The sequence below is a fragment of the Mariniphaga anaerophila genome (assembly GCF_900129025.1).
Classification (GTDB): Bacteria; Bacteroidota; Bacteroidia; order Bacteroidales; family Prolixibacteraceae; genus Mariniphaga; species Mariniphaga anaerophila.
Map to the genome: position 1 here is coordinate 78,022 of NZ_FQUM01000009.1, position 26,937 is coordinate 104,958.

General features: G+C 38.9%; 24 protein-coding genes. 9 read left to right on the forward strand and 15 right to left on the reverse strand.

Annotated features, from left to right (window positions below; translation table 11 throughout):
- Positions 1–31: 31 nt before the first annotated feature.
- The 4 genes from BUB08_RS16585 to hemW form a co-directional block, all read right to left on the reverse strand.
- Positions 32–913, reverse strand: coding sequence for a lipoprotein insertase outer membrane protein LolB1 (locus BUB08_RS16585; protein ID WP_073003034.1), 882 nt, complete (start codon positions 911–913; stop codon positions 32–34).
- Positions 914–2,692 (reverse strand): tetratricopeptide repeat protein, encoded by a 1,779-nt coding sequence (locus tag BUB08_RS16590; RefSeq protein ID WP_073003035.1) that lies wholly within the window; start codon positions 2,690–2,692, stop codon positions 914–916. It lies immediately after the preceding gene.
- A gap of 4 nt (positions 2,693–2,696) precedes the next feature.
- Complete coding sequence (gene dut / locus BUB08_RS16595) at positions 2,697–3,131, reverse strand: dUTP diphosphatase (RefSeq protein WP_073003036.1); 435 nt, start codon at positions 3,129–3,131, stop codon at positions 2,697–2,699.
- 107 nt (positions 3,132–3,238) lie between these two features.
- Complete coding sequence (gene hemW, locus BUB08_RS16600) at positions 3,239–4,366, reverse strand: radical SAM family heme chaperone HemW (protein WP_073003037.1); 1,128 nt, start codon at positions 4,364–4,366, stop codon at positions 3,239–3,241.
- Positions 4,367–4,406: 40 nt separating this feature from the next.
- Between hemW and BUB08_RS16605 the strand changes: the two genes are divergently transcribed.
- Positions 4,407–4,784, forward strand: a complete 378-nt coding sequence (locus BUB08_RS16605; RefSeq protein WP_139249768.1) for a VanZ family protein — start codon at positions 4,407–4,409, stop codon at positions 4,782–4,784.
- 9 nt (positions 4,785–4,793) lie between these two features.
- On the opposite strand, the gene BUB08_RS16610 is transcribed toward BUB08_RS16605, so the two are convergent.
- From BUB08_RS16610 to BUB08_RS16620, 3 genes are read right to left on the reverse strand one after another with little or no spacing between them, the layout of a single operon-like run.
- Positions 4,794–5,237: an RrF2 family transcriptional regulator gene (locus BUB08_RS16610; protein WP_073003039.1), complete on the reverse strand. Its 444-nt coding sequence runs from the start codon at positions 5,235–5,237 to the stop codon at positions 4,794–4,796.
- 45 nt (positions 5,238–5,282) lie between these two features.
- Positions 5,283–5,735 carry an RpiB/LacA/LacB family sugar-phosphate isomerase gene (locus BUB08_RS16615; RefSeq protein ID WP_073003040.1) on the reverse strand — a complete coding sequence of 151 codons (453 nt, stop codon included), beginning with the start codon at positions 5,733–5,735 and terminating at the stop codon, positions 5,283–5,285.
- Between the two features lie 36 nt (positions 5,736–5,771).
- Positions 5,772–7,256, reverse strand: a complete 1,485-nt coding sequence (locus BUB08_RS16620; RefSeq protein WP_073003041.1) for an oligosaccharide flippase family protein — start codon at positions 7,254–7,256, stop codon at positions 5,772–5,774.
- A 132-nt stretch (positions 7,257–7,388) separates the two neighbouring features.
- Between BUB08_RS16620 and BUB08_RS16625 the strand changes: the two genes are divergently transcribed.
- A complete protein-coding gene (locus tag BUB08_RS16625) occupies positions 7,389–8,462 on the forward strand; it encodes a glutaminyl-peptide cyclotransferase (protein ID WP_073003042.1) in 1,074 nt (357 codons plus the stop codon).
- Here the strand turns inward: BUB08_RS16625 and ruvB are convergent.
- Both ruvB and BUB08_RS16635 read right to left on the reverse strand, forming a co-directional pair.
- A complete protein-coding gene (gene ruvB, locus BUB08_RS16630; protein WP_073003043.1) occupies positions 8,454–9,476 on the reverse strand; it encodes a Holliday junction branch migration DNA helicase RuvB in 1,023 nt (340 codons plus the stop codon). The genes BUB08_RS16625 and ruvB overlap by 9 nt on opposite strands.
- Entirely contained in the window at positions 9,473–9,853 is a 381-nt protein-coding gene (locus tag BUB08_RS16635; protein ID WP_073003044.1) for a response regulator, read from the reverse strand. The genes ruvB and BUB08_RS16635 overlap by 4 nt, the downstream gene beginning before the upstream one ends.
- 433 nt (positions 9,854–10,286) lie before the next feature.
- Between BUB08_RS16635 and BUB08_RS16645 the strand changes: the two genes are divergently transcribed.
- From BUB08_RS16645 to mnmA, 7 genes are all read left to right on the forward strand, one after another.
- A complete protein-coding gene (locus tag BUB08_RS16645; RefSeq protein ID WP_139249769.1) occupies positions 10,287–13,568 on the forward strand; it encodes a DUF4175 family protein in 3,282 nt (1,093 codons plus the stop codon).
- A 130-nt stretch (positions 13,569–13,698) separates the two neighbouring features.
- Positions 13,699–14,109, forward strand: a complete 411-nt coding sequence (locus BUB08_RS16650) for an ATP-binding protein (RefSeq protein WP_073003047.1) — start codon at positions 13,699–13,701, stop codon at positions 14,107–14,109.
- Positions 14,106–14,528, forward strand: coding sequence for an rRNA maturation RNase YbeY (gene ybeY / locus BUB08_RS16655; protein WP_217651642.1), 423 nt, complete (start codon positions 14,106–14,108; stop codon positions 14,526–14,528). Before BUB08_RS16650 ends, ybeY begins: the two co-directional genes overlap by 4 nt.
- Before the next feature lie 11 nt (positions 14,529–14,539).
- The gene (mnmG, locus tag BUB08_RS16660; RefSeq protein WP_073003048.1) at positions 14,540–16,420 is read left to right on the forward strand and encodes a tRNA uridine-5-carboxymethylaminomethyl(34) synthesis enzyme MnmG; all 1,881 of its coding nucleotides are present in this window, start codon (positions 14,540–14,542) and stop codon (positions 16,418–16,420) included.
- A 37-nt stretch (positions 16,421–16,457) separates the two neighbouring features.
- The gene (locus BUB08_RS16665) at positions 16,458–16,976 is read left to right on the forward strand and encodes an adenine phosphoribosyltransferase (protein WP_073003080.1); all 519 of its coding nucleotides are present in this window, start codon (positions 16,458–16,460) and stop codon (positions 16,974–16,976) included.
- A 9-nt stretch (positions 16,977–16,985) separates the two neighbouring features.
- The gene (gene uvrC, locus BUB08_RS16670) at positions 16,986–18,812 is read left to right on the forward strand and encodes an excinuclease ABC subunit UvrC (protein ID WP_083570822.1); all 1,827 of its coding nucleotides are present in this window, start codon (positions 16,986–16,988) and stop codon (positions 18,810–18,812) included.
- Positions 18,809–19,861 carry a tRNA 2-thiouridine(34) synthase MnmA gene (mnmA, locus tag BUB08_RS16675; RefSeq protein WP_073003049.1) on the forward strand — a complete coding sequence of 351 codons (1,053 nt, stop codon included), beginning with the start codon at positions 18,809–18,811 and terminating at the stop codon, positions 19,859–19,861. Before uvrC ends, mnmA begins: the two co-directional genes overlap by 4 nt.
- Here mnmA and rsgA read toward each other — a convergent pair whose 3' ends face one another.
- The 6 genes from rsgA to BUB08_RS16705 all read right to left on the reverse strand — a co-directional run bounded on the left by rsgA (position 19,862) and on the right by BUB08_RS16705 (position 26,850).
- On the reverse strand, positions 19,862–20,812 hold the full coding sequence (rsgA, locus tag BUB08_RS16680) for a ribosome small subunit-dependent GTPase A (protein WP_073003050.1): 951 nt from the start codon (positions 20,810–20,812) through the stop codon (positions 19,862–19,864).
- 101 nt (positions 20,813–20,913) lie between these two features.
- On the reverse strand, positions 20,914–21,942 hold the full coding sequence (gene tdh, locus BUB08_RS16685) for an L-threonine 3-dehydrogenase (RefSeq protein WP_073003051.1): 1,029 nt from the start codon (positions 21,940–21,942) through the stop codon (positions 20,914–20,916).
- 130 nt (positions 21,943–22,072) lie between these two features.
- Positions 22,073–23,299: an FtsX-like permease family protein gene (locus BUB08_RS16690; RefSeq protein WP_073003052.1), complete on the reverse strand. Its 1,227-nt coding sequence runs from the start codon at positions 23,297–23,299 to the stop codon at positions 22,073–22,075.
- A 43-nt stretch (positions 23,300–23,342) separates the two neighbouring features.
- Positions 23,343–23,687, reverse strand: a complete 345-nt coding sequence (gene rbfA, locus BUB08_RS16695) for a 30S ribosome-binding factor RbfA (RefSeq protein ID WP_073003053.1) — start codon at positions 23,685–23,687, stop codon at positions 23,343–23,345.
- A 77-nt stretch (positions 23,688–23,764) separates the two neighbouring features.
- On the reverse strand, positions 23,765–25,288 hold the full coding sequence (locus BUB08_RS16700; RefSeq protein WP_073003054.1) for a carboxypeptidase-like regulatory domain-containing protein: 1,524 nt from the start codon (positions 25,286–25,288) through the stop codon (positions 23,765–23,767).
- Positions 25,288–26,850 carry an aspartyl protease family protein gene (locus BUB08_RS16705; RefSeq protein ID WP_073003055.1) on the reverse strand — a complete coding sequence of 521 codons (1,563 nt, stop codon included), beginning with the start codon at positions 26,848–26,850 and terminating at the stop codon, positions 25,288–25,290. The genes BUB08_RS16700 and BUB08_RS16705 overlap by 1 nt, the downstream gene beginning before the upstream one ends.
- Positions 26,851–26,937: the final 87 nt, after the last annotated feature.

Consider the following 26,937-nt stretch of genomic DNA (forward strand, 5'->3'; position numbering starts at 1 on the left):
CCGATGGATTTCCGGATTTCTATATAAAACGCTAGCGCGCCCTGATTCGTTTGTAACTGTCAGGAATATTTAAATTAATTGAATCGATTGTTTCGGTAGAAAAACCGTTCAACTTTATTTTCAGCTCTATTGTTTCGTCGGGCGACATCATTTTCACATTAATGGTTCCCGGGTAATCTTTCTTTTCAACGCGTTCAAAATCTCTAAAATTCGCCTCCAGGTGCCAGTCATTTTCAGGATCATCAAAAACCAGTTTTTCCAGCGTAAAATTTCGAGGATTGAAATACATGGTCTGAACAAGACTGTTTTCTGTATTCTCTTCAGACTTTAGTTCGTGCAGGCCAAGTCCGGAAAAAAAATTCTTCAACCTCCCTGTTTTTACGCTCTGTTGCTTATTTGCCGACTGCAAAACATATTTTCCGTCTTCAATAAAAGAGTTGAATTTTTGATTTTTAGAGTGATAGGAAATCGCATTGTTGGAAATAATGGCCTGTATGGTTTCAAAAGAGAGATTGAAATTCAGCAAATTACTTAAAAACGAATAGTCTCCCTCAAAATAATTCCGGTCAATATAATTAACGTAGGTTAACTGATCCGGAGTAAGCAGAACCTTTCCTACCGGAATATTGATTTTGCTAATGGAAGCCAGAATTTTATCGTCTTTTACGGCTTTCAGATTAGCCCTAAAACTGGTTTTTGAGTTGTTGTTTGAAAACTGCACATTTATCCTGCGAATGGTCAAATCGGAATAATCAAACGCATTTTGTTCCACCTGTTCCAGCAATCTTTCGGCTGCCAAAGGTCGTATTGCGCCGGATGAAATATCCCGGGAAGTGCGGCACGAAGAAAATGCCACAACAACCAAAAACAAAATAAAAATACTGCTGCGCCCGGTCAAAAATAGCTTCTTCATCTACTCTTCAAAATATTTTCGTTCCCTTATTTTCTTGTCCAAAAGCTCTGAGACATCGCCCATGTTTTTGGCTTTTTCCCAGTACTTTACTGCCTCGTCAGTCTGCTCAAGCTTAAACAGAATATCTCCGTAATGCTCCAGAAGAGTAGCAGTTTGGTCTTTATCATTTTTTATGGCAGATTCCATATAAAACTTTGCCAGTTTGTACTCGCCTTTTTTAAACAAAACCCATGCGTAGGTATCAAGATAAGTCGAATTTTCAGGAAAACGTTCGATTACTTTTCCGCTCATTCTCTCTGCTTTGTCGAGGCTGTCTCCGGTAAGCGACAAATAGTATGCGTAATTATTCAGGGCAATGTAGTTTTCCGGATCCAAATCCACTGATTTGTCAAACAAACCAAAAGCTTCTTTCATTTTCCCGGTTTTGTAAAGCGCCTCACCTTTAAGCATCAGGAACTGGCCTTCCAGCCGTTTATTGTCTACAACATACATGAGTCCTTCGTCAACAATAGAAGCTGTTTCGTCATATTTTTCGAGCTGAATACAGGCTACTGCATTGAGGAAATAAACCTGCGGCTGGTTGGGAAACAATTCCATTGCCTGGTTGCTGTGGCTGTACAAACCTTGCCAGTCCTGCAAATCGTTGTCAATAAACAATACCCGTTCCCAAAGCGCATAATCGTTTTTTTCCATTTTGGTAGCTTCCAAAAGCTCTGAACGCGCTTCCTTCAGCTTTCCGCTTTTTAAAAGGCTTTCGGCCTTTACGGTATACACGAGGTATTCGTTTGGATGCGCCTCCTGCAAAATATCGACAAGCTCTTTTTCCTGCTCCGGTTTAATTCCCGATTGCGCAGGATTTGCGGTCAACATCAGGTACAACTGAAGTTTGGTTTGCAAATCAACTTCGTTACTCCGAAAACCTTTTTTTGTTTCTTCAAAAGATTTTTCGGGCTGCCCGTTTTGCAGGTAATAATTAGCTAGCGAAAAATGTACAAACCCGTTTTCGGGGTCAATTTCTTTAATTTTTTTGTAGTATTTAAGCGCGTTTACAGAGTCACCCTGGCTTTGAAAAAGATCAGCCATTAACCCGTAATATTTTGGTTCTTCGGGATTACTCTCAATCAGTTTTTCAATTTCTCCGAACGCTTTTTCAACCTCTCCGTTTTTCACATAGAGTTGTTGTTTTGCAACCGAAATCTGTTCGTTTACGCCAAGTTTTTCCTCCAGCTTATTGTAAGCAACAATTGCCTCCGTATTTTTTTCTGAACCGGCAAGCAGAGCCGCTTTCATATACAAAAACTCCAGGTTGTCGGGTTCTTTCTGCAAAAGCTTGTCATAAATAATTGCTGCATCGTTAAACCGGCGTGTTTGCTGGTAAATCTGCGCCAGTAACAAACTGTACCATTTGTTTTCCGGATTAAGCTGAATGGCTTTTTCGAGCAGCAACGAAGCGCTGGTAAAATCGTTATTGTCGGCATGTAATGTTGCCAGCTCGTACATCGCAGCCGAAGAATTGGGATCTATTTCGAGGCAGCCTGACAAAAGCTGAATGGCTTTTTGCCTGTTGCCTAAACTTTTTTCTTTGATAGCATCCACAAACAGATAATCAAACTCCATTTGTTTCTGCTCTTCTATCGGAGGTTTTTCAGTTTTTACCTGTGCCTCCGATGGCGCATCGTCTGCTTTTTCTGTTTTAACGGCTTTTTTCGTTCCCGAGCAAGCAAAAAGCAAACCTGTAAAAAGGAACAGCACAAACCACTTTATCGTTGTTTTTCTCATTCTTCTAGTTTTTCCCGGTATGCCCAAAACCACCTGCTCCTCGTTGTGTTTCGCTTAACACTTCCACGGGTTTCCATTCCACGGTTTCGTGTGACGCAACAACCATCTGGCAAATGCGTTCGCCGCTTTCAATAATAAACTCTTCCTGCGAAAGGTTAATTACAATCACCCTTATTTCGCCCCGGTAGTCAGCATCAATTGTTCCCGGAGAATTTAATACGGTAATTCCTTTTTTGATGGCCAGTCCGCTTCGGGGTCTTATTTGCGCCTCGAAACCTTTTGGCAATTCGATATATAGTCCTGTCGGAATCAGTTTTCTTTCCATTGGTTTCAGAGCAACCGGTTCTTCCAGATAGGCGCGTAAATCCATTCCGGCCGACATTTCTGTACTGTATTCGGGCAACGGGTTGTTCGACTCGTTTACTATTTTAATTATCATTATCAGCTTTTTTTAAAGACCCGCTAAGATAGGATTTTTAGAACAGACCCCATATTCATTAACAATATTTATCTCATTGAAATACCATTCAAACATTTGGTTAACAATCAAATAATCATAAAATCGGTCATCAGGTCGTCCGAAACAAAAAGCCCGTCTCTGGTGAGGGTATAAATTCCGGAATTTTCAATCATTTTTCCGGATTGAAGAAATTTACCTGCAATGGTTTTTACCTGCTTGCCAATTTCGTTACCGAACCGTTCGCTAATCTCGCGGACAGAAATTCCCCATTTGGTCCGAATTCGAGTTAAAATATATTCGTTAAACTTATCTTTTTCAGAAAGTTGTTCTTCTTCGAACCAACCCGATTCATTTTCGACGCCACGCAAATAACCGTCTACGTGGGCAATGTTCCAACGGCGCGAAACTCCGTTGAACGAATGAGCCGATGGCCCCAGTCCGAGGTATTTTTCGCCTGTCCAATATGCCGAATTGTGTTTGGAGTACATTCCGTTTTGTGCAAAATTGGAAATTTCGTATTGCTCAAAACCTGCTTTGGCAGTTTCGTCGAGCAGTAAATTAAACTGATTTACACTTTCGTTTTCAGCAAGCTCTTTCAATGTACCTTTTTTCAGCCAGGTGTAGAAAGGAGTTCCTTCGTGATAGGTTAAGTGGTAAGCAGAAAGGTGTTCTACCGGAAGGCTGAACATTTGCTGCAGGCTCATTTTCCATTGCTGTTGGGTTAATCCGGGTAACCCGTAAATAAGGTCGGCACTAAGATTTGAAAACCCGGCAGACGCTGCATTTTCTATCGATTCTATTGCGTGTTCGGCATTGTGCCTGCGGTTCATTTTTTTCAGAAATTCATCCTGAAACGACTGAATTCCGATGCTCAATCTGTTTATTCCTTCATTTTTAAGTACATGAAGGTACTCTTTTGTAAGGTCATCGGGATTTGCTTCGAAGGTGATTTCAGCATCGGGCGTAACCGAAAAATAGTAGTTCAAAAACTTCATAATAAACGACAACTGAGAGCCGGTTAACACCGAAGGCGTTCCTCCTCCGAAATAAATTGTTTTTACTTTCTCTTTTGCGATGTAAGCTTTTCGAAGCGCTGCCTCCTTTTTTAAGGCAGCAATAAAGCTATCTGTTTGAGTGACATTTACTGTTTTATAAAAATCGCAGTAGTAACACTTTTGCCGGCAAAAAGGGATATGTATATAAATTCCTGCCATAGATTTTTGTTACTTTGCAGTGTTAATGAAAATACACCTGATGATATTAAGAATTTTCATAAAACCCTTAATCTGGTTAGCAATAATTTGTTACGGACTGTTTGTCCCTGCCAACGATTTACCCAAAAAACCATTTTTAAGTATTCCCCATTTCGACAAACTTGTCCATTTTGGACTGTTCTTTATGTTTTGCCTGTTACTTTTTGTGCCTTTTAAAAAGCTAAAAACAAAATATTTGTTTTACGCACCTGCTATTTCTCTGCTTTTTGCAGCAATTCTGGAAGGAACGCAGCACATGATATCAGCATCGAGAAGCAGTAACCTGTACGATTTTATCGCAAACAGCGCCGGCATTTTCGCAGCGGCGTTTTTCTTTTACTTTTTTGTGTCGGGCAGAAAATGGGAAAAATACTTTTAAGTGGCGTTCTTAGAGTTTTACCAGGTCTTCGTACTTTTCAATGTCTTTTCCAACAATTGCCAGGGTAGTTCCATGGTAAAACTGACCTATTTCGTTACGTAAGCTATCGTACTGCGAATGCACAGGGCACAAAGGTTTGGACGGGTCGTGTGTACGACACGGCTCCAATCTGATAAGACAATTTGTAAAAAACTCCTCACCATCTACTTTAGTAACAATATCCCACAAGGTGATTTCGCTCGCTGGTTTTGCCAGAGCAAATCCGCCATTGGGACCTTTGGTTGAAACCAGCAATTTTTGTTTTACCAGGTTTTGCAAAATTTTGCCCAGAAAAGGTGAAGACAATTTCAGGTCTTCTGAGATTTTTTTTATCCCGATCATTTTTTCCTCTTTCGAAAACTTCGCAAGATAAATCAGGGCTCTTAATGCATATTTACAAGTATTAGACAGCATATCAATAATTTTAAATTCTATTCCATCAAAATGAGCATTTCTGCGTTACTTTTTCAAAGGAATTTTTTCAATTCTACGGGCATGTCGCCCACCTTCAAATTCAGCATTCAGAAAAGCTTTTACAATTTCTACGGCCTCTTCGTCAGTAACAAAACGAGCAGGAATTGCGCAAATATTAGCATCGTTGTGTTGTTTGGCCAATGCTCCTATTTCCGGTTTCCAGCATAACGCAGAACGTACATTCTGATGTTTGTTTGCAGTTATATTTATTCCCTGACCGCTTCCGCAAAAGGTAATGCCAATTTCATATTCACCTTTATCGATGGCATCGCCAATACGATGGGCAAAGTCGGGGTAATCACAACTTTCATTTGAATAACAGCCAAGGTCTTTATACGAAATATTGTTTTCATTAAAAAACCTGATGATAACCTGTTTCTTGTCGAAACCTGCGTGGTCACTGGCAATGGCAATAGTCTTTCCTCTCAACTCTTTCATTCGTGCAAAATTAATACTTTTTGATATTTAATTCATTTATTTTGTCAGATTTCGATTAAATAATCGTTTTAACTGCTTTTTTTCCAGCTTATAAACAGCATAAACGAAAGCAAACAAAAGCAAAGTGTTCACAGAAAACTTTAATACGGTTGGCAATGAGGCTGAGAACCACGATAAACCGTAAATGGCTACAGCAATTAAAAAATAGGTGGCAATTCGCTTTAAATCATACGGAATCGGGTAATACTTTTGCCCAATAAAATAGGACATTATCATCATTGCCAGATAACATATAAATACTGCGATGGCCGATCCCATATACCCAAAAACAGGTATCAATAAAAAGTTTAAGGCCAGTGTAATGGCTGCACCTGTTAATGCCATATATGCGCCGTATCTCGTCATGTCTTTTAATTTGTACCACAGCGAAAGGGCAAAATAAATTCCGAAAAAGAGGTTTGCCATCAGAATTAGGGGAACAACTTTTAACCCTTCGTGATACCCGGAGCTAATAACCAATGTAATGACATCGATAAAGAGCACCATTCCTATAAAAATGAATAGCCCGAAAATAACAAAGTACTTCATTACAGTGGCGTAAACCTGGGGGTCGTCTTTTGATTCGCCGCGCGAAAAGAAAAACGGCTCGAAAGCATACCTGAATGCCTGAATAAACATATTCATTAAAACCGCCAGTTTATAATTGGCTCCGTAAACTCCCAACTGAAACATGGGGTTTTGATCTTCGGGCACCAAAAAAGGAATAAGTATTTTGTCGATATTTTGATTAACCATTCCGGCCAAACCAACTATTAAAATTGGAAAACCGTAACTGAGCATTTGTGCCAAAAGTTCTTTTTCGAACTTTAATGAAACCTTAAAAATTTCCGGCAAAAGCAGAATAAAGGTTATTATAGAAGCCAGCAAATTAGCAATAAAAACATATCCTACTCCAATTTCGGGAGAGTAAACAATTCGCACAATTGAATCGGGATTTCCTTGCAATATTTTTGGACAAACCGAAAGGAAAAACAGATTGAAACCAATATTAAATGCTATGTTAATTACCTTAACTGCAGCAAATTTAACGGGTCGATTATTCAGCCTTAACCGGGCAAAAGGAATTGCAGTAAAAGCGTCGATTCCTAAAATAATTGCCAGCCAAACCACGTATTCAGAATGCTCAGGATAATTGATAAACGAAGCAATTTCTTTACTGAACGCAGCTGCCAGCAACACAAACATTGCTGAAGTTGAAAACACTGATATCAGTGATGTTGAGTAAACATTCTCGGGATTTTTGCTCTTGGATGCAAACCTGAAAAAGGAGGTTTCCATTCCGTACAAAAGCAACACCAGAAAAAATGCAACATACGAATACAGGTTTGTCACTACCCCGTAAACTTCGGGTATAAAAATAAATGAGTAATACGGAACCAGCCACCAATTTAAAAAACGGCCTACAATACTACTCATGCCGTAAATGGCCGTGTCACCCGCTAATTTTTTAAAAGGATTCAAAAGTGTTTAATTTTGAAACAAAGATAGTATTCATTTGACATCTTCTTCAATTGCACCACTTCGTTTATTTATTAATTTTATGCCGAAAAAGCAGTATTTTAATCAGTTTAAAATGCGTAATTAAAAGCCGGCATGAAACAATCTGTATTTCCTTTTGTACTAATTTTTAGTTTGTTTATTACCTTTTTCTCATGTTCAAACAAGCCAAAGCGTTCGCGTAAACCTGTTAGTACAATTACCATTACTCCAAAAGCCAAAAACTATATCTACGGAAACAAAGTTGCTGTAAACGTAGAGACCAAGGTCAAAAACGGAAAAATAGATAACATTCAGTTATTCTACCAGGGGAAGCTGTTAAAAGAAAGCAACGAGCTTAATTTTACCGTTTCGGATATAACTTTTAATGAAATAGGAGAAAACTCACTGAATGTAGTAGCTACAAAAACCGATGGTGTGAACAATACTCGCTCGGTTGCTTTTAACGTTGTTTCTGACATTGCGCCAAAAAAATATTCTTATTCAATACAAAAAGATTACCCGCATAACCATAAGTTTTATACCCAGGGACTTGAATTCTACAACGGGCATATTTACGAAGGAACCGGAGAAAATGGATCATCCGGACTATTTAAAGTAAACCTGAACACCGGGGAAACAATTATGCAACACCACCTGGATGACAAATATTTTGGTGAAGGGATTACTATTTTCAACGATAAGATTTACCAGCTCACCTACCGAGCCCAAAAAGGATTTGTGTACAACCTGAGCGATTTTGCCCTGGTTGACAGTTTTTCGTACAACTCAAAAGAAGGGTGGGGCCTGACAAACGATGGCACTTATCTGATCATGAACAACGGAGGCCACGAATTAATTTGGCTGAATCCGACTGATTTTTCCGAAGTAAAAAGAGTTCAGGTAGCTAATAACAAAGGAGTTGTAAACTACCTGAACGAGATGGAATACATTGACGGAACTATTTATGCAAATGTTTATACCACCAACCTGATTGTACAAATTGAACCGGAAACCGGAAAAGTGCTTTCTGAAATCAACCTGGAAGGCATATTAAATATGTATACCAATCAGAATGACACCGTTGACTACCTAAACGGCATTGCTTACGATTCTGAAAACAAACGTCTTTTTGTTACCGGAAAATGGTGGCCCCGCATGTTCGAAATTGAGCTGATAGAATCAAAATAGCGTTGGTGTTCCGCCATAATTTATTCGTCCCAGATGTTTGTAAGCTAATTCAGTAGCTTCCCTTCCACGCGGAGTACGTTTAATAAAACCTTCTTTAATAAGAAACGGTTCGTAAACTTCTTCGATGGTTCCGCTGTCTTCGCCCACTGCCGTTGCAATGGTAGAAATACCAACCGGGCCTCCCTTAAATTTATCAATAATGCAGAGCAAAATACGGTTGTCCATTTCGTCCAGCCCATGCTCATCAATATTCATTGCTTCTAAAGCCGTTTTGGTAATATCAATGTCAATATTTCCATTCCCTTTAACCTGGGCAAAATCACGAACGCGTCGCAACAATGAATTTACGATACGCGGTGTACCACGACTTCTTCCGGCAATTTCATCTGCAGCCTCATTGGTTATTTTCACATCCAGAATACGGGCAGAACGTTTTACTATGCCGGTAAGCACCGTATTGTCGTAATACTCCAGGTGCGAATTAATTCCAAACCTCGCTCTCAGAGGCGAAGTAAGTAATCCGGATCGGGTAGTTGCCCCGATAAGAGTAAAAGGTTGCAATTCTAACTGGATAGAACGCGCACTGGGGCCTTTATCAATCATTATATCGATTCTGAAGTCTTCCATTGCCGAATAGAGGTATTCTTCCACAATGGGCGATAAACGATGAATTTCGTCAATAAAAAGCACGTCTCGTTCTTCCAGATTGGTAAGAAGACCTGCCAAATCTCCGGGTTTGTCCAGAACAGGCCCTGATGTAATTTTTATTCCAACTCCCAATTCACTGGCAATAATATTCGATAGTGTTGTTTTTCCAAGTCCGGGTGGGCCGTGCAACAAAACATGGTCGAGTGCTTCGTTTCTCATGGCAGCTGCCTTTACAAAAATTTTCAGGTTTTCAACAATTTGGCGCTGCCCTTTAAAATCGTTGAATGACAATGGCCGCAATTTACGGTCAAGTTCCCGTTCTGTATCCGGGTAAAAATTTCCTCTTATATCCAGTTCTTCACTCATTTACCAGGTGTAGTAAATTGTTCAATTACAGCGTAAAGTTCATCAGGCGAAAAGGGTTTGGGTAAATACTCATTCATGCCCGCCTGCAAGCATTTGTCTTTGTCGTTATCAAGGGTATTAGCTGTAAGCGCCACAATGGGAACTCCTTGTTTAATGCCTGTGCTTTTTTCGTATTCGCGGATGTCTGCAGTTATTTCAAAGCCGTTTTTTTCCGGAAGCATTATATCCATTAATATTAAGTCTGGACGGTTGTCGGCTACTTCTTTCATTGCGTCTTTCCAATTTGTAACACCAACAACGTCGTAATCAAATTTTCTTAAATGAAAGCAGACTACTTTTTGATTTAACAGGTTATCTTCAACTAACAGTATTTTCAATTTCTTCTGTATTATTAATTATATACTTTAAATAAATAAATAATGTAAATGATAATGGCTTGTTTATAGTTGTTAATTTCTAGTTGTAATTTTTTATAAAGATAGAGTTCACTTTTTATCTTCCAAAATGTAAACAGCAACTTTGTATCTATTCAGTTTGTATTCAGCACGAAAATATTTGTTTTCAACAGGTGTTTATAACGTTGTTCAGCGGATTAAGGTTCTTTTTTACCAGTTCATTTTTTGTGGAAATATTGAAGTTATTTTTTGGCTTAAATTTTTTCTGATCTCAAAATTAATCTTATTGGATAAAATTGGGATGAATGCAAATATTGTTTTAAAAGATTATTTTTGTTTTTTCATCTGATTTTGCAACAATTACTAACAATTGATAGTTCTACCAATAGGCTGGATGAAAAGAAATTGTAAAAAAATGACAGAAAATTTCAACATACTTGTTCATAAACTTAATGCTTTTAGAACTAAGTACTATTCTTTCAAATTACTGAAAGGAATAATTATTACTTTATTCTTTTTACTTGCCTTATTTACAGTATTTTCTTTGGTTGAATACTTTGTTTACCTTTCTTCTGAAATACGTAAAATTCTCTTTTTTGGCTTTGTTATTTTTAGTGGGTTACTAACAGTACAGTTTGTTTTTGTGCCGTTATTTAGGTTGTTGCACATATTAAAACCCATCGATGTTAAAACCAGTTCGGCTATTATACAGAGATATTTCCCTAAAGTGGAAGATAAATTATTGAATATCATTGAGTTATCGAATATTGAAGATACTTCGTACTCAAATGATATTGTGTTAGCAAGTATCGACCAGAAAATTGACGAACTAAGTGTTTTCGATTTCAAACAAGCTGTACAATATAAAAATCTGAAGATAGTGTTATTCTATTTTCTTGTGAGTCTACTAGTTACGGTCTCTGTTTTTGTTGTTAACAGGTCAGTTTTTGCCACTGCGCCGCAACGTATTATTCATTATAATACGCAGTACGTTAAACCCGCGCCTTTTGAGTTTAATCTGGTTAACCAGAGTTTGCGGGCTCGCAAAGGCGATTCGTTCACTATTAAAGTTGAAGTAAGCGGCGACGAGCTTCCCGAAATTGTATACATTAATATAGAAGGGAACAATTATCTGATGAAAAGTTCCGCTGCCGGGTTTTTCGAATTCGAGATGGCTTCGGTAATAAATCCGGTGAAGTTTTATTTTACCGATTTAAAGTACAATTCCGACAGTTATTCTTTGCAGCTTTTGCCGAAACCCGGGATTAATCATTTCGATGTAATAGTTTCGCCTCCTTCGTACACCGGGCTTCCGGTTTTGGAGCACGAAAATGTAGGAGATTTACAGGTTCCACATGGAACAATAGTAAAATGGAATTTTCAGGGGATTGATATTGATACGCTTTATTTGAATTTTTCAGACTCTGTAAATGTTGGGGCAGCGCAAAACTTATTGGGGTTTGAAGTGGAAAAGCAGTTTTTTAAAGCGTCGGCTTATCATGTTTATATAAAAAATAATCTGACAGAGCCTGAACTGGCGTTGTCCTATGGTGTTGACGTTTTGCCTGACTTGTATCCGGAAATAAAAATCGTTCAGATTCAGGATTCGCTGAAAATGACCCGTTTCTTTTTTAAAGGAGAAATTGGAGATGATTACGGTTTTTCCGGGCTTAATTTTCATTACAATATAAATAATGCCGATTCGGCAATTGCAATTCCTTTTGTGAAAAACCTGAATGATCAGGATTTTTATTTCAGTTTTGATTTTGCTGATTTGGAAAAGCAAACTGGCGCGGTTTCTTATTACTTTTCTGTATCAGATAACGATGTGCTGAACAAGTTTAAAACGACCACTTCTGATAATTTTGTTTTTAACATTCCGGATAAAGAAGAAGTTGCTTCCAGCGATAAAGAGCAGTTTAAGAATTTGGAAAAAATGCTTCAGGAAAGCGAACAATTAACCCGCGATATTCAGAAAGATCTAGAAAACCTGCAGTTAAAAAATATGGATACAAATGTGTCTGACTGGGAAAAATCTCAAATGGTAAATCAGATTTTGTCCAAGCAAAGTGCACTGGAGAATTTGTACGAAAAAATTAAACAGGATAACCAGAAGCTGAATAATTATTTGGACTCATTTAGTGAGCAAAACGAGGAAATAAAGGAAAAGCAAAAGCAAATTGAAGAGTTGTTTAACGAGGTTTTTACGGATGAACTAAAGAAGTTGCTGGAAGAGTTTCAGAACCTGGCCGAAGAGTTCGACAATAAAAAGTTGAACGAATTAACCCGGCAAATGAATTTTACCTACGAAGATTTGCAGAAGCAGTTGGATAAAAATCTGGAGATGTTGCGAAAAATGAAAGTGGAGCAGAAACTGCAGAATGTAATCGATGAGATGAACAGAATGGCTGAAGAAGAGAGTAAAATGGCAGAAGATGTCAGCAACAAAGCCGAACACGATAAAATTGAAGAAAAGCTTAATGAGCATAAAAAGGAGTTGGAAAATCTTAGAAACGAAATTCAGGATGCATTGCAAATGAATAAAGAGTTGGAAAAGCCCATGAATTTTGATGATTTTGACGAAGAGTTCGACGATATCCAAAAGAGTATGGAAGAAAGTCAGAGTGATCTTCAGAAAAACAATCGAAAAAAATCGGCTTCCGGGTTTAAGGAGAATTCAGAGAAAATGCAAAATACTGCTTTTGCCATGCAGCAGATGCTCAATTCCAATACCAAAAAGCAAAACATGGAAAACATTCAAAACCTCAGGCAAATATTAAGCAATTTGGTGTATTTGTCGTTTCAGCAGGAAAGTGTTTTAGATGATTTGTCGGATATTCATTCCATTGACCCGAAGTTGAACGAATTAAATCTGCAGCAGCGCCGGATAAAAGATCAGAGCCAGATAGTTAAAGATTCGCTTTACGCGCTTTCAAAGCGTACTCCGCAAATTACCAGCCTGGTGAATAATGAGCTAATTACAATGGAGCTTAATCTGGATAAAGCCATGGATGAGATGACTGAAGGTTTATATCCGAAAGCCAGGGCCAGTCAGCAATTTGTTATGACTGCCTCTAATAATTTGGCATTGATGCTGGACGAAGCGTTACAGAACCTGGAAAAGCAGATGGCAAATGCTCAGCCGGGCGATCAGCAGTGCGAAAATCCCGGGCAGGGTCAGTCCGGAATGAATTTGCTCAAACAACAATCTGAGAGTATAAAACAACAGTTGGAGCAAATGATTCAGCAGATGAAGAATGGTTCTCCTCAAAATATGAATCAGCAAATGGGCCAGTCGCTTATGCAACACGAAATGATGCAGCAAATGTTGCGCGAAATCATGAACAATGGAAGCGTTGGCAGCGGTACCCGAAAAGCTCTTCAGGAAATCGATGACATGTTGGAACAAAATCGTCGGCAATTAGTAAACAAAAATGTACATGCCAACATGATCAATCGGCAAAACCTGATAACAACCCGATTGCTTGAAGCCGAAAAAGCAGAGTTGCAGCGTGAGTTTGAAGACGAAAGAGAGAGTAGAAGTGCCGAAGAATTTCATAGTAATCCTGCCGAGTTTTTTGAATATGAAATTCGAGATAATTCAACGTTGGAGTATCTGAATCGCGACTCTCACAGGTTGAATAATTTTTATAATAAGAAGTACAAACAATATTTAAATAATATGCAAAAAGACTAATATGAAACGTGCATCGATAGTTTATAGAAGTAGTTAAAATTGAGTTGTAAGTTTCTGAATGTCTTTAAATTTTTTGAAATTTTAGAAATCAAAAAATTTTATACAGATCGTAGAAAAACAATTTTATCATATGAAAAATCGCCCTGAGGTGCTTGCCATTAAATCAGATAAAAAGGAATTGGAGAAGGTAGAACAGTTTCTTCTCACTATTTTCGAAAATGAAGGGCTTCCAAAATCCTGCTTTAACAGAGTTTTGCTTTGTATTTCAGAAGCTGTGGTCAATTCAATTGAACATGGTAATAAAAATGATACCAGCAAAGAAGTCGACATTCATATAGATTTTACTGAAGATGGTGTTATACATGTTAATGTGCATGACGAAGGCGAAGGGTTCGATTATGAGTTGGTTGATGACCCAACCGAGTGTAATAATATTAAAAAGGAAACCGGGCGGGGAATTCACATTATGAAGTCTTTATGTGATAAAGTTGAATATAGTAATCAGGGAAAAAGTGTAGAGATAAAAATTGATTTAAAGTGAGTAAGATAGAATTCTATTTCGAAGAAATTGAACCCCTAAAACTAAATCGAAAACTAATACAACAAGCAGTAGATTTTTTAGTTGAGAATGAAGGTAAACTTCCCGGAGAAGTTTCTGTTATATTTTGTTCTGATGATTATTTGTTAAAAATAAATGAACAATACCTTCATCACGATTACTATACTGATATAGTAACTTTTGACTATGTTGAAAATTCCGTTATTTCGGGCGATTTATTTATCAGTGTCGACAGAGTGGAAGATAACGCCGGGCAATTGGGAGTTGATTTCGATAAAGAGTTAAGCCGGGTTGTACTGCACGGGGTTTTACACTTGGTAGGCTATAAAGATAAAACCGACGAAGAGAAGGTTGTAATGAGGGGAAAGGAAGATTTTTATCTGGTGAAAGCCGGGTTTTAGGAGGAGAAATAATGATACCAAAATATGACGTAATTGTAGTTGGTGGTGGCCATTCAGGATGTGAAGCCGCTGCCGCTGCCGCTAATTTAGGATCGAAAACGTTGTTGATTACAATGGACATGGGAAAGTACGCTCAGATGTCCTGTAATCCTGCTATGGGAGGAATTGCTAAGGGACAAATTGTTCGCGAAATAGATGCTTTGGGCGGATATTCCGGAATAATTGCGGATAAGTCTACCATTCAGTTTCGGATGCTAAACCTTTCAAAGGGTCCGGCCATGTGGAGTCCCCGTGCGCAAAACGACCGAATGCGGTTTTCTGAATTGTGGAGAGAGACGTTGGAATCCATCGAAAATCTCGATTTGTGGCAGGATGCTGTTGTCGGACTAATTATTGAAGACAATCAGGTGAAAGGAGTTCGGACAAAAATTGGAGTTGATTTTCGGTCAAGTACGGTTATTTTAACCAACGGTACCTTTCTCAATGGCCTAATTCATGTCGGGTCTTCCCACATGGCCGGCGGGCGAATTGGCGAAGCCGCTTCCTATAATATTACCGAGCAGCTTTTCGCTGCCGGGTTTAAAACCGGCCGTTTAAAAACCGGAACTCCCGTTCGTATTGATGGGCGAACTATCGATTTTTCCCAGCTTACTGAGCAACATGGCGACGATAATCATTATAAGTTTTCCTATTTGCCTTGTACAAAATCTAAGTTGAAACAGCGCGCTTGCTGGATTACCTATACTAATCCTGCGGTTCACAGCGAACTTGAATTAGGTTTCGAATTTTCGCCCATGTTTGATGGAACTATTCAGGGTGCTGGTCCGCGGTATTGTCCGAGCATCGAGTCAAAACTGGTAACCTTCGCCGAAAAGCAACAACATCAGCTTTTTTTGGAGCCTGAAGGGGAAACTACCGTTGAATATTATTTGAATGGGTTTTCATCTTCTTTGCCCTGGGAGGTTCAATACAAAGCAATGCGTAAAATTCCCGGATTGGAAAATGCTAAAATTTTCAGGCCGGGATATGCAATCGAGTATGACTATTTCGAACCCACCCAACTTTATCATACGTTGGAAACGAAGTTGGTTAAGAATCTCTTTTTTGCCGGCCAGATTAATGGAACTACCGGGTACGAAGAGGCCGGAGCACAAGGAATAATGGCTGGGATTAATGCTCATTTAAAAAGTCATAATCCTAACGACCAATTCGTTTTAAAAAGGGACGAGGCGTATATTGGGGTATTAATAGATGATTTGGTTACAAAAGGTGTTGACGAACCGTATCGAATGTTTACGAGTAGAGCAGAATTTCGAATTTTGTTGCGGCAAGACAATGCGGATATTAGATTGACCGAAAAATCCTATGAATTGGGGTTGGCCTCTCTGGAACGCAAAAATTTGTTGGATGAAAAAAAACATTTTATTTCCGAGATAATCCAGTATGCTAAGAAATTTAGCGTGAAGCCACAGTTTGTAAATCAGTTACTTATAGATAAAGGCACAACAGAATTGAAACAAGGAGTGAAGTTGCATGACCTTATTTTACGCCCTCAGATTTCGATATTTGATTTAATCGAGGTCATCACCCCGTTTAAATCGTTTCTTGGCAGGGTTCCCGACGCTCGAAAAGAAGAAATTATTGAAGGAGCTGAGATTTTTATCAAATACGAAGGGTATATAAACAGAGAAAAAATACTTGCCGAAAAGCTTGATAAATTCGAAAATATTGCTATAGAAGATAAGTTTAATTATAGTAAATTGAAGTCATTATCAATAGAGGCACGTCAGAAATTAGAAAAGATAAATCCTAAAACAATTGGGCAGGCAAAACGTATTTCCGGAGTTTCTCCTTCCGACATAAATGTTTTACTAATTTTGCTCGGTCGATAACTAATTGTTTCACGTGGAACAAAACCAAAAAATAAAAATGAATTTAAAAACCAAAATAAGAGAGATTCAAGATTTCCCTACGAAAGGGATTAGTTTTAAAGATATCACCACTCTTTTGAAAGAAAAAGAGGCTTTTGTCTGCGTGGTTGATAATATTGTTGAGGAGTTTAAAACGAAAAACATTACCAAGGTGCTGGGGATAGAATCTCGGGGTTTTATTTTTGGAGGAGCATTGGCAAAAGAGTTAGGTGCTGGCTTTGTTCCGGTGCGAAAAAAAGGGAAATTGCCTGCTGAAACAATTGCTGAATCTTACGAATTGGAGTACGGTGTAGATACAATTGAAATGCATAAAGATGCCCTTTCTTCTGATGATGTTGTTTTGATTCATGATGATTTGCTTGCGACTGGTGGAACTGCAAATGCCGTATTTAATATTGTGAAAAAGGCAGGAGTGAAAGAAGTCTATTTTAGTTTTGTTTGTGATTTGGAATTCATTCAAACTCCGGAGAAAAGCAATATTTATAAATTGAATCCACATATTTTGGTGAAGTATTAATTCTTTTTCGTGAAATACCAGACAAATAACGGGAATATTGATTATTTGAAGCAACTGCTTTCCGTACTCCCCGGTAAGCCGGGAATATACCAGTTTTTTGATAGTACAGGAAAGATTATTTACATAGGGAAAGCTATTAATTTAAAAAAACGCGTTTCCAGTTATTTTAATAAACAGCACGAAAATCGAAAGACGGCGCTACTTGTTCGGAATATTGCAGACATAAGGCACATGGTTGTTGAAACCGAACAAGATGCCCTTTTGCTGGAGAACAATCTCATAAAGAAGTACCAGCCGCGCTACAATATCAGGTTAAAAGACGATAAAAGTTATCCCTGGATTTGTGTAAAAAATGAACCGTTTCCCCGCGTTTTTAAAACCAGAAATTTGTTTAAGGATGGTTCAAAGTATTTTGGTCCTTATACGTCTACCTATACCGTTCGTACATTACTTGAGTTGTTTAAGTCTGAATACAAGTTACGTACTTGTAATTACCAATTGTCCGACGAAAATATTCAGTTTGGTAAATATTCAGTTTGTTTAAAATATCATATTGGAAGTTGCGAAGGTCCTTGCGAAGGGTTGGTTTCTAAAGAGAAATATGACCGGGGTATTGAAGATATTGTTGATATTTTGAAAGGAAATATTTCGGGCGTAATTAAGCATTTAGAGCTTCGAATGGACGAAATGGCAAGCGAAATGAACTATGAAGGCGCTCAGGAAATCAAAGAGAAATACGATGCGTTAAAGCGTTATCAGAGTAAATCTACTGTTGTTTCGCCTACTGTTACAGATGTTGATGTGTATACAATAGAACAGGATTCGAAATTTGCTTATATAAATTATCTCAAAGTAATTAAAGGCGCCATAATCCAAACGTTTACTTTAGAGATAAAAAAAGGATTGGATGAATCTGCTGAAGAGCTTTTAGTTGCCGGGATAATTGATATTAGACAAAAGATTTTTAGTAATGCCCGCGAAATTCTTGTTCCTTTTAGAGTAAAAGCAAACCTGGATAACGTGGGTTTTAGAGTTCCACAACGAGGAGACAAAAAGAAATTGCTCGATTTGTCGTATAGGAATGCGAAGTATTTTCGTTTGGAGAAGGATAAGCAGATGGTTTTAAAAAATCCGAAAGTAAGGGACGAGCGGATTTTGACTACAATTAAAAAAGACCTTCAGTTGACTGAACTTCCTGTTCAAATAGAGTGTTTTGACAATAGTAATCTTCAGGGCTCAAATCCGGTAGCCGCATGTGTTGTATTTAAGAATGCCAAACCGGCAAAAAAAGAATACCGCCATTTCAATATAAAAACGGTAGAAGGTCCAAATGATTTCGCTTCGATGGAGGAAGTAGTTTACAGGCGATATAAAAGGTTGACGGAAGAGAACAAGGTTTTGCCCCAGTTGATAGTAATTGACGGTGGTAAAGGGCAGCTATCGTCTGCTGTGCAAGCGTTGGAGAAGCTTAATCTGCGAGATAAGATTTCGATAATAGGAATAGCAAAAAGGCTTGAGGAAATCTATTTTCCAGGTGATTCAGTTCCTATATATATCAATAAAAATTCTGCAACATTAAAAATAATACAGCAGTTAAGAGATGAAGCGCACCGGTTTGGGATAACGTTTCACCGGAGTAAGCGTTCGAAAAGTATTTCAACTTCTGAATTGAATCAGATTAAAGGAATTGGTGATAAAACTGCCAAAAAATTGCTTTTGGATTTTAAATCGGTAAAAAATATAAAAGAGTCTGACAAAGAAGCTATAATCAAATCTGTTGGTTTGTCAAAAGGTGACATCGTTTTTCGGTACTTCAATTCGAAAGAACAGGCATGAAAAAGAGAGTGCTGTTGGGGATGAGTGGCGGTATTGACAGTTCTGTGGCGGCAATGATACTTCAGGAGCGCGGATTTGAAGTAATGGGCGTTACTTTTATTTTTTCCGGAGATGTAGAATCGAATTCTCACCACAGTTCTCAGGCGGCTAAATCATTGGCAGACGCATTGGGAATTAGTCATATTGTTGTTGATTTAAGAACAGAATTTAAGGAGTTGGTAATTAATTATTTTATAAATGATTATGTGTCAGGAAAAACGCCTTTTCCTTGCGCTGTTTGTAATCCGCAATTAAAATTTAAGTTTCTTGAGAAAATAGCGTCTGATTGTTCCTGCAATTTTATTGCAACCGGTCACTACGTTCGAATTACCGAGAAGCAGGGAATTAAGTATATCTCTTCCGGGAGAGATAGAGACAAAGACCAGGCTTTTTTCCTTTGGGGACTAAAAAAGGAGTTAATTGAAAAGCTGGTTTTCCCTTTGGGAGATTTGCTTAAACAAGATATTCGCCAGTATGCGAAAGAAAGAGGCTTTGTATCATTAAATGAAAAAAAGGAAAGCCTGGGTATCTGTTTTATAGAAGGGAATAATTATCGTAATTTTCTGATTGATAATGGATTGACTGGTAGTCCCGGCAATTTTATTGATCTACAGGGAAATGTTTTGGGGCGACATAAGGGCATTTACTATTACACCATCGGCCAAAGGCGCGGATTAGGCCTTCAAATGAATAAACCTCTATTTGTTTCTGAGATAAGGGTGGAGTCAAATGAGGTGTTTTTATCAGATTTTGATACAATGTACCGGAACAGAATTTTTCTTGAAAATACTCATTTTGTTGAAGAAAAATTAGTGAGGTCGGATAAAACGTATTCGGTAAAAATAAGATATCGCCTACAGGAAAATTTATGTACAATTACGTTGTTGCCCGAAAACCGGGCAATTGTTCAATTGAAAGAGCCCCTCGCAATGGTTGCAAAAGGGCAAACAGCCGTAATTTATGAGGATGACTGTGTGCTGGGCGGTGGTTTTATAGAGGGCTCAGAGTAATCAGTACGGTTTTCTGTATTTGTCGTCACCTTCCAGCAATCCCAAATAACTGTTGTATCTACTTTGAGCTATTTCAGATTCTTCTACTGCATTTTTTACGGCGCACCCCGGTTCGTGTGTGTGCGAGCAGTTATTATACTGGCATTTTTTTGAAATTTTAAATATTTCAGGAAAGTAATGTCCTATTTCCCAGGCTTCCATATTTAGCATTCCAAATCCTTTAATTCCTGGAGTATCAATAATATAACCTCCTGATGGTAGTTTGTACATTGCCGAAAATGCAGTGGTGTGCTTTCCGGTTTTGTGCATTTCGGATATTTCAGACGTTTTCAGATTTAATCCGGGTTGAATAAGGTTTATGAGCGACGACTTCCCTACCCCACTGTGTCCGTTAATTACATTAGTTTTTCCTTTTAATTGGCTTTTTAGCTCTTCAATTCCCATTTGTTGTTTTGCAGAAGTGTGCATGCACGGATAGCCGATTTTGGAGTACATCGAAATGAGTTTGGCCATTTTCTGTTGTTCATCCTTATTGTAAAGGTCAGTTTTATTAAAAACAATTAGAACCGGAATCCGGTACGCTTCTGCAGAGGCAAGGTAGCGGTCGATAAAGGTTGTTGTAGTTACCGGCGAGGTAACAGTTACAACCAGAACAGCAAGGTCGATGTTTGCTGCGATAATGTGTGATTGCTTTGAGAGATTGGGTGAACGCCGGACGATGTAATTTTTTCTGTCTTCAATAGAAGTGATCCACCCGGTATTTAAATCCGAAGCCGATTTTAAATCGGTTTGGACAGTAAAAATAACCCGGTCGCCAACAGCAACCGGGTTGGTACTTTTTATCCCTTTTATGCGGAAATTTCCTTTTACTTTGCATTCAAAAATATCTCCGTTTTCGTCTTCAACAGTAAACCAACTGCCGGTAGTTTTTATGACTAAACCTCTTTTCACATCGCTAATTTTACTGCAAAAATAGTTTTTTGGAACGAAATAGAGGATATGTTGTCTTGATTGCTTGAGTCACATTCGTTTCCACGTGAAACAATGCGCTTTTACTCCCAATCCAGTATTATTTTTCCACAATCGCCCTGTTCCATTATTTCGAATGCCTGTTGAAAATCATCGGCAGGAAAGCGGTGTGTAATCACATGTGAAATGTCCAATCCTGACGTGAGCATCATTTCCATTTGATACCAGGTTTCGTACATTTCTCTGCCGTAAATCCCTTTTAGTGTTAACCCTTTGAAAATGACCTTATTCCAGTTTATTTGCGTTTTTTGAGGCAGAATACCAAGTAGTGAAATTTTACCGCCGTTGTACATGTGGTTTACCATGTCGTTAAAAGCGGCAGGCGAGCCAGAGCATTCTAACCCAATATCAAAACCAGCAACCATATTATGCTTTTGCATGGCTTCTGTAATGCTTTCTTTGGTTGGGTCTATAACGCGCGTTGCCCCCAATTTTCTGGCTAGTGCACGGCGAAACGGGCTGAGGTCAGTCCCAATTACATTTCGGGCGCCGGCAAATCTGCAAATGGCTGCAGCCATTGCACCAATCGGGCCGCCAATTCCGGTAATCAATACATCTTCGCCGAGCAACGGAAATGACAAGGCTGTGTGGGTAGCGTTTCCAAACGGATCCATAATTGACATTATTTCATCCGGAATATTGGCGTCGACGTGTAGAACATTTTTTGCCGGAACCGAGATATATTCGGCAAAACCACCGTCGCGCTGAACACCAATTCCAACTGTGTTATCGCAGATGTGTTGTCTTCCCCGGCGGCAGTTTCTGCAAAAGCCGCACGATATGTGTCCTTCAACCGTAACCCTCTCCCCTACCCTAACGCGGGTCACTTCTGAACCTGTTTCTATAACAGTTCCCATGTACTCGTGGCCGATTGTTACCGGCGTTTTTATGGTTTGTTGCGCCCATTCATCCCATTTGTAAATGTGCAAATCTGTTCCACAAATGGCTGCTTTTTTTATTTTGATGAGAACGTCGTTTGGTCCTACTTTCGGCATAGGAACTTCTTCCATCCAAATTCCTTTTTCTGCCTTGCTTTTTACCAGTGCTTTCACGGTGTTTTTATTTGATAAGTTATTACGAAAACTGCACGCAATTTAGTATAAAATATTGCGGTAAATGGTAATGAAACTCAGTAAACGCAAAGAAAAATAATTCTGGTTTAATGCTTTGTAAATAAGTGTTTTAAATGTTTTCGTTGGAGAGGAACCGGTGAGAAATAAAACGAACAGGGTACCACGAAGCAACGAACCCGATGCCTAGTACAATGCCTAGAATGAAAAGGATATCGGAAAAAACAATTTCTACCGGATAGGCTGAAATGATAAATGAGCCTGCGCCGGGCAGGGTAACAATTTCGAACCGGATTTGAAGCCAGCAGATAAAGACTCCCAATAAGGAGCCAATTACAGCTCCAAATACTGAAATTAGCCACCCTTCGAATAAAAATATTTTGCGAATAAGTTTGGAATCGGCGCCCATGCTGCGCAAAATAAAAAGGTCTTCTTTTTTGTCAATTATCAGCATGGACAAACTCCCCAGCATGTTAAAAGACGCTACAATGAGAATGAAAACCAAGATTAAATAGGAAGCCCATTTTTCCGATTTCATGGTGCGGAAAATCAGGTCGTGCTGCTGGTATTTGTTTTTCACGTGAAACGAATCTCCCAGTATTTCCTGTATTTGATTCTGTAGCTTTTTCCCATTTGCTTTCGGATCGATACCCAATTCTACTGCCGAAACCTGGTTTCCGCTTTCAAACAGGCTGGCGGCAAAATGGTAGGGAACAATCATGTATTTTGAATCAATTTCTTCCAACACAGAAAAAACGCCTGACGGGAAAATATAGTCGTAATTGAGAGACCGCGCCAGGTTTACAGATGTTTGCTTTCCTTTTTGGGGAACAAATATGCGAATGGGATCTACAAACGAGAGCCCCAGCCCCAGATTGTATGCAACTCCCTGCCCCACTACCGCGTAATCAATACCTTCGTCTTCCAGCATAAAAATGCCGTCAACAATTAGCGTATCGATGTTGGTGTAGCTCGAATAATTTGGCGGCACGCCCTTTACAACGGCCGGGTATTGCTGGTTTCCGTATTTCAGAAGCGCAACTTCCTCTATTACTTCTGCGTAGTGCAACACCCCGGGCAGGTTTTTTATTTTGTCGAACCGGCTGTCGGAAGCAACAAACATTTTTCCATGAGTTGGCGTAATTTTCAGGTCGGGGTCAAAATTGCTGAAGAACGTACCGATCAGGCTGTTAAACCCATTAAAAACCGACAACACAATTACAAGCGCCATGGTTCCTACAATAATTCCGGAAACCGATATTCCGGAAATAATATTGATGATGTTTTGTTTTTTCTTTGAAAACAAATACCGTAGCGCTATAAAGAGTGGTAAGTTCAAGCTTTTTTGCTATTAAACGGGAATTTAGATATTTTATTGAAAGCTATTTTTGAAGCAGCTCATCAATATGTTCAATGTAATCGAGGCTGTCGTCAATATAAAATTCAAGTTCCGGAATAATCCGAACGCTTTTACCAATCCGGCGACCCAGCTCACCCCTCACGGCTTTGCTGTTTTGCTTTATCTCTCCGAGAATTTCTTTGGCAAATTCCGATGGAAATATACTCAGAAAAATACGTGCAATACTCATATCTTTGGTAACCCGCACAATACTAACTGTTATGAGTTTTCCGTGGTATTTCGACTTATTTAACTGTAGTAAAATATCGGCCATTTCGCGCTGAATCAGCCTTGAAATTTTATTCTGTCTGGTACTGAATTGTTCCATGATAAACGTTGTTTCCTGTTTCAAAATGACAAAATTACAGAAAATATTTCGATGTGTTATAATTGGAAACCGCCTCTTCACTTTTCTGACGAAAGGTTTTGGATGGCGTTTCGTAAATCTTCGTCGGGTTTTATAATGTTGTAGTTTTCCCAGAACTGCGAGTCGTAGCTGCCAATCATTTCAACAAAAATGTCGCGCTTGGAAAACGACTGGTCGCGTTGAAACCGTTTCAGTTTGGTGTTTTGTATGTTGGTTACAAGTAGATCGGAAACACTGTGAAACTCGGAATTGATGTTTTCTTTTCGGCTGCGGATTTTAAATTTGATGGAAGCCTGCGCTGTTGCCAGCTGCCATTTTCCCTGGTATTGCTGGTAGTTTACTGTGTATCGGACAAAAGACGGTCGGGCTTTTACGCCCTGCGGGGTTCGTTTAATTAATATTGGTGTTGCTTTTTTTAATCCGGTTCTGTCGAATCCAAACTGTGCGCGTACAATCGCAAATGTTTCACGGTGAACAAACAGTTCACCAACAAAACCAGGGAAGCTGTGTCCGTTAATCGGCTCAAATTCAATAATATAAACAGGATCGTTGTTGTACCAAATTACGCGGCTGATTTTGTATTTGTAAAAGTGTTGAAAATCCGGGTCAATAAACGACTCCATGTTTTTTATTATGTCGAGCTGTGTGATGGAAAACGGTCCTCCCTGAAGTTTAAAATTCAGCCATTTAAATGGTTGAACATCCTGGCTTTGCCTGCCTTTTATTAACCGGACAATGTCATTTCTGATTGAGTTGTAGTACGGAGCTTTTAGTATTTCGATAACAGCCTCAGAAACATTAATGTAGTTCCCATCCTGTTTAACAGTTTCGCGGTAAAATGCGTTCATCAGCCTTGAGTCCGAAGAATAGTTTTCCTCGAAATTAGCACGAATATTTTCGAGCAGTTTTTCGGGCGATATCGCTGTTACTTTTATTTCCTTTATCCGGATTGAAATGGGATCCAGAAAAATTAAGTCTTCATCAAGAAGTTGGTTTGCAGGCATTTGCTTTTGTGCATAACCCATGCTCGAAACAGCAATTGTATCGTCAATAAACTGAGGATGCAATTTTAAAAGAAAATCGCCATCAGAATTGGTAATGGTGCCAACCGGTTGATTGAAAACCGAAATCGATGCATATTCAATTGGACGGAGGTGCTTTCTGTCCAGAATTTTACCGGAAAGAAAAAAATATTTAACAGGAACAGTGTCTGGTCTCGCCACAGATGACGCTTCTTTTGGAGCTTTCTTTGTGATGATAATCTGATTTTCCAGTTCTGTAAACCGGAATATTTCGGGGTTAAAAATTTTTTTCAGAACATGAAAAAGAGATTTGTCAAGGAGCTGTAAACTGAACGTTTTTTCTGTGTTGATTAAAGAGGCATCGTAAGAAAAATAAACTTTTGCCTGCCAGCTTATCTGGTCTAAAACAGCAGTTAGCGGCAGGTCTTTTACCTGAATGGAAATACGGCGTTCCAAAACGGAGCCATCCTGTTGCTGGCCTGTAACAGGAACGCAAAACAACAGGATGGAAACAACTACCCCAATTAGTTTGATATGCATTAAAACACTTTTTTCAGTTCGAACGAGGTTTTATATTCCTCTCCGTCACGTAATACGGTAATTTTAATTTTTTTGTTTTCTCGGCTTTGCAATAAAAGATTGATGTCATTCAGTTCAATCGATTGATGATGGTTGTTGTTTAGAGAAAGAATCTGGTCGTTTACCTGGAGGCCGGCAAAATAGGCGGGAGAATTTTCCCTGATGTCTGTTATAGTGAAAATTGGTAATCCCGGCATCGGGTTTATTACCTCCATTCCGCTCATGTTGTAATTGAACTCTTCTTTTACCCGATAGGTTGGCCTCAACGTCATTCTGCTGTTTCTGTAATCCATTGTAACAATAAACCTGCGTAGAATTTCTGCGCCAAGGGTTCCGTTTCTGTCGTTGGAAGAAATCAGCTGGTCTATCAACTCCGAGTTTGGAAAAGCAACAATTGGTTTGGGCAGTACCATTGGGCCTACCCAAAGACCGTCAATCCTTCCTTTGGTGCCATACAAATCTCCATTCAGTCCTTTTCCCAAAAAAGTTTCTATGTGGTTTTGAGGAATGTCAATCCGGTCGTCCGATTTTTCGGAAAGCCATAACGCATCGCTCGCACCGGTGTCTACAAGCAGTTTTACCGGAACTTCCTGAAGATCTTCGGTCACAATACTGGTACGCACAAACGGCTTGTTCCCATCGAGATGCAGCGGCAAAATAATATCCTTTTTTCTGTCGCGGTATTTGTAGTGTTCAGGGCGGAATAGCGTTATTTTTTCGTTTGAATAATCGATTTTTACAATGTAATCTTTAAACAGGTTGAATCCGATTAATCCGTGTACCGGCAGACCGAGCATGTGTGAAATCTGGAAGTTTTCGTCGATTATCATTTGTATTTCCTGGTTCCATGCCGTGAGCCCGTTCAGTTTAATGCTGTTGTTGGCCGAGCGGTATGCTGTTAAATCATAGCCTTCGCCTAATCCCTGAATTTTTACCGGCATCAGGTAATTGAGATTTAACTTATTAACAAAAGGAAGTTCTGTAATAATCGGAAAACGCACCCCGGTGTCGAGAATGAAATTGAGTGTGTCTGACTCGTTAATGGTTACCGGTATGATAATTAGGTTACTGGCAGACTTAAATTTTATGGTAATTGATTTTTCTCGCGGATCGTCAAAAAGAAAACCGCGGTTGGCACTTAAAAAATTCTGTGAATTTTCGTATCCCATGCTTTCTTCAAGCGGAACATAATCTCTGACAACCAGAATGTTGTCTTCTATTTCGAATAGCAGATAAAAGTCTTTCATCAGTTTATCCAGCACATATTTTATGGGCCGGTTCGAAATATTGAGGTTGACTTTTTTGCCTTCTACAATACTCGAATTGTACGAATAGTCCAGATTCAAATAGTTACAGATTTTTTCGATGATATCTGATAACGCTTCGTCTTCAGCATAAATGGAGATATTTTGGTCGAGCGCCTGGTTGTTTGGTTGTTGCGCAAGCCCAGTAGTAGAAGTTGTTAGCAACACTGCCAGCAACATTGCCACTATTAATCCGATTTTTGTTCCAATAGTTTTCATCGTGTAATTTTTTAGTTTTTACTGGTTATTGAATCACTGATGCGATGCGCCGGCTTACGGTGGCTTTCTATTGTTTTTCATGGCTTT

Excerpts from the sequence above, each read along its gene's own strand:
- BUB08_RS16585 (WP_073003034.1), bottom strand. The coding sequence starts at position 913 with ATGAAGAAGCTATTTTTGACCGGGCGCAGCAGTATTTTTATTTTGTTT.
- BUB08_RS16590 (WP_073003035.1), bottom strand. The coding sequence starts at position 2,692 with ATGAGAAAAACAACGATAAAGTGGTTTGTGCTGTTCCTTTTTACAGGT.
- dut (WP_073003036.1), bottom strand. The coding sequence starts at position 3,131 with ATGATAATTAAAATAGTAAACGAGTCGAACAACCCGTTGCCCGAATAC.
- hemW (WP_073003037.1), bottom strand. The coding sequence starts at position 4,366 with ATGGCAGGAATTTATATACATATCCCTTTTTGCCGGCAAAAGTGTTAC.
- BUB08_RS16605 (WP_139249768.1), top strand. The coding sequence starts at position 4,407 with ATGATATTAAGAATTTTCATAAAACCCTTAATCTGGTTAGCAATAATT.
- BUB08_RS16610 (WP_073003039.1), bottom strand. The coding sequence starts at position 5,237 with ATGCTGTCTAATACTTGTAAATATGCATTAAGAGCCCTGATTTATCTT.
- BUB08_RS16615 (WP_073003040.1), bottom strand. The coding sequence starts at position 5,735 with ATGAAAGAGTTGAGAGGAAAGACTATTGCCATTGCCAGTGACCACGCA.
- BUB08_RS16625 (WP_073003042.1), top strand. The coding sequence starts at position 7,389 with ATGAAACAATCTGTATTTCCTTTTGTACTAATTTTTAGTTTGTTTATT.
- ruvB (WP_073003043.1), bottom strand. The coding sequence starts at position 9,476 with ATGAGTGAAGAACTGGATATAAGAGGAAATTTTTACCCGGATACAGAA.
- BUB08_RS16645 (WP_139249769.1), top strand. The coding sequence starts at position 10,287 with ATGACAGAAAATTTCAACATACTTGTTCATAAACTTAATGCTTTTAGA.
- BUB08_RS16650 (WP_073003047.1), top strand. The coding sequence starts at position 13,699 with ATGAAAAATCGCCCTGAGGTGCTTGCCATTAAATCAGATAAAAAGGAA.
- mnmG (WP_073003048.1), top strand. The coding sequence starts at position 14,540 with ATGATACCAAAATATGACGTAATTGTAGTTGGTGGTGGCCATTCAGGA.
- BUB08_RS16665 (WP_073003080.1), top strand. The coding sequence starts at position 16,458 with ATGAATTTAAAAACCAAAATAAGAGAGATTCAAGATTTCCCTACGAAA.
- mnmA (WP_073003049.1), top strand. The coding sequence starts at position 18,809 with ATGAAAAAGAGAGTGCTGTTGGGGATGAGTGGCGGTATTGACAGTTCT.
- rbfA (WP_073003053.1), bottom strand. The coding sequence starts at position 23,687 with ATGGAACAATTCAGTACCAGACAGAATAAAATTTCAAGGCTGATTCAG.
- BUB08_RS16700 (WP_073003054.1), bottom strand. The coding sequence starts at position 25,288 with ATGCATATCAAACTAATTGGGGTAGTTGTTTCCATCCTGTTGTTTTGC.
- BUB08_RS16705 (WP_073003055.1), bottom strand. The coding sequence starts at position 26,850 with ATGAAAACTATTGGAACAAAAATCGGATTAATAGTGGCAATGTTGCTG.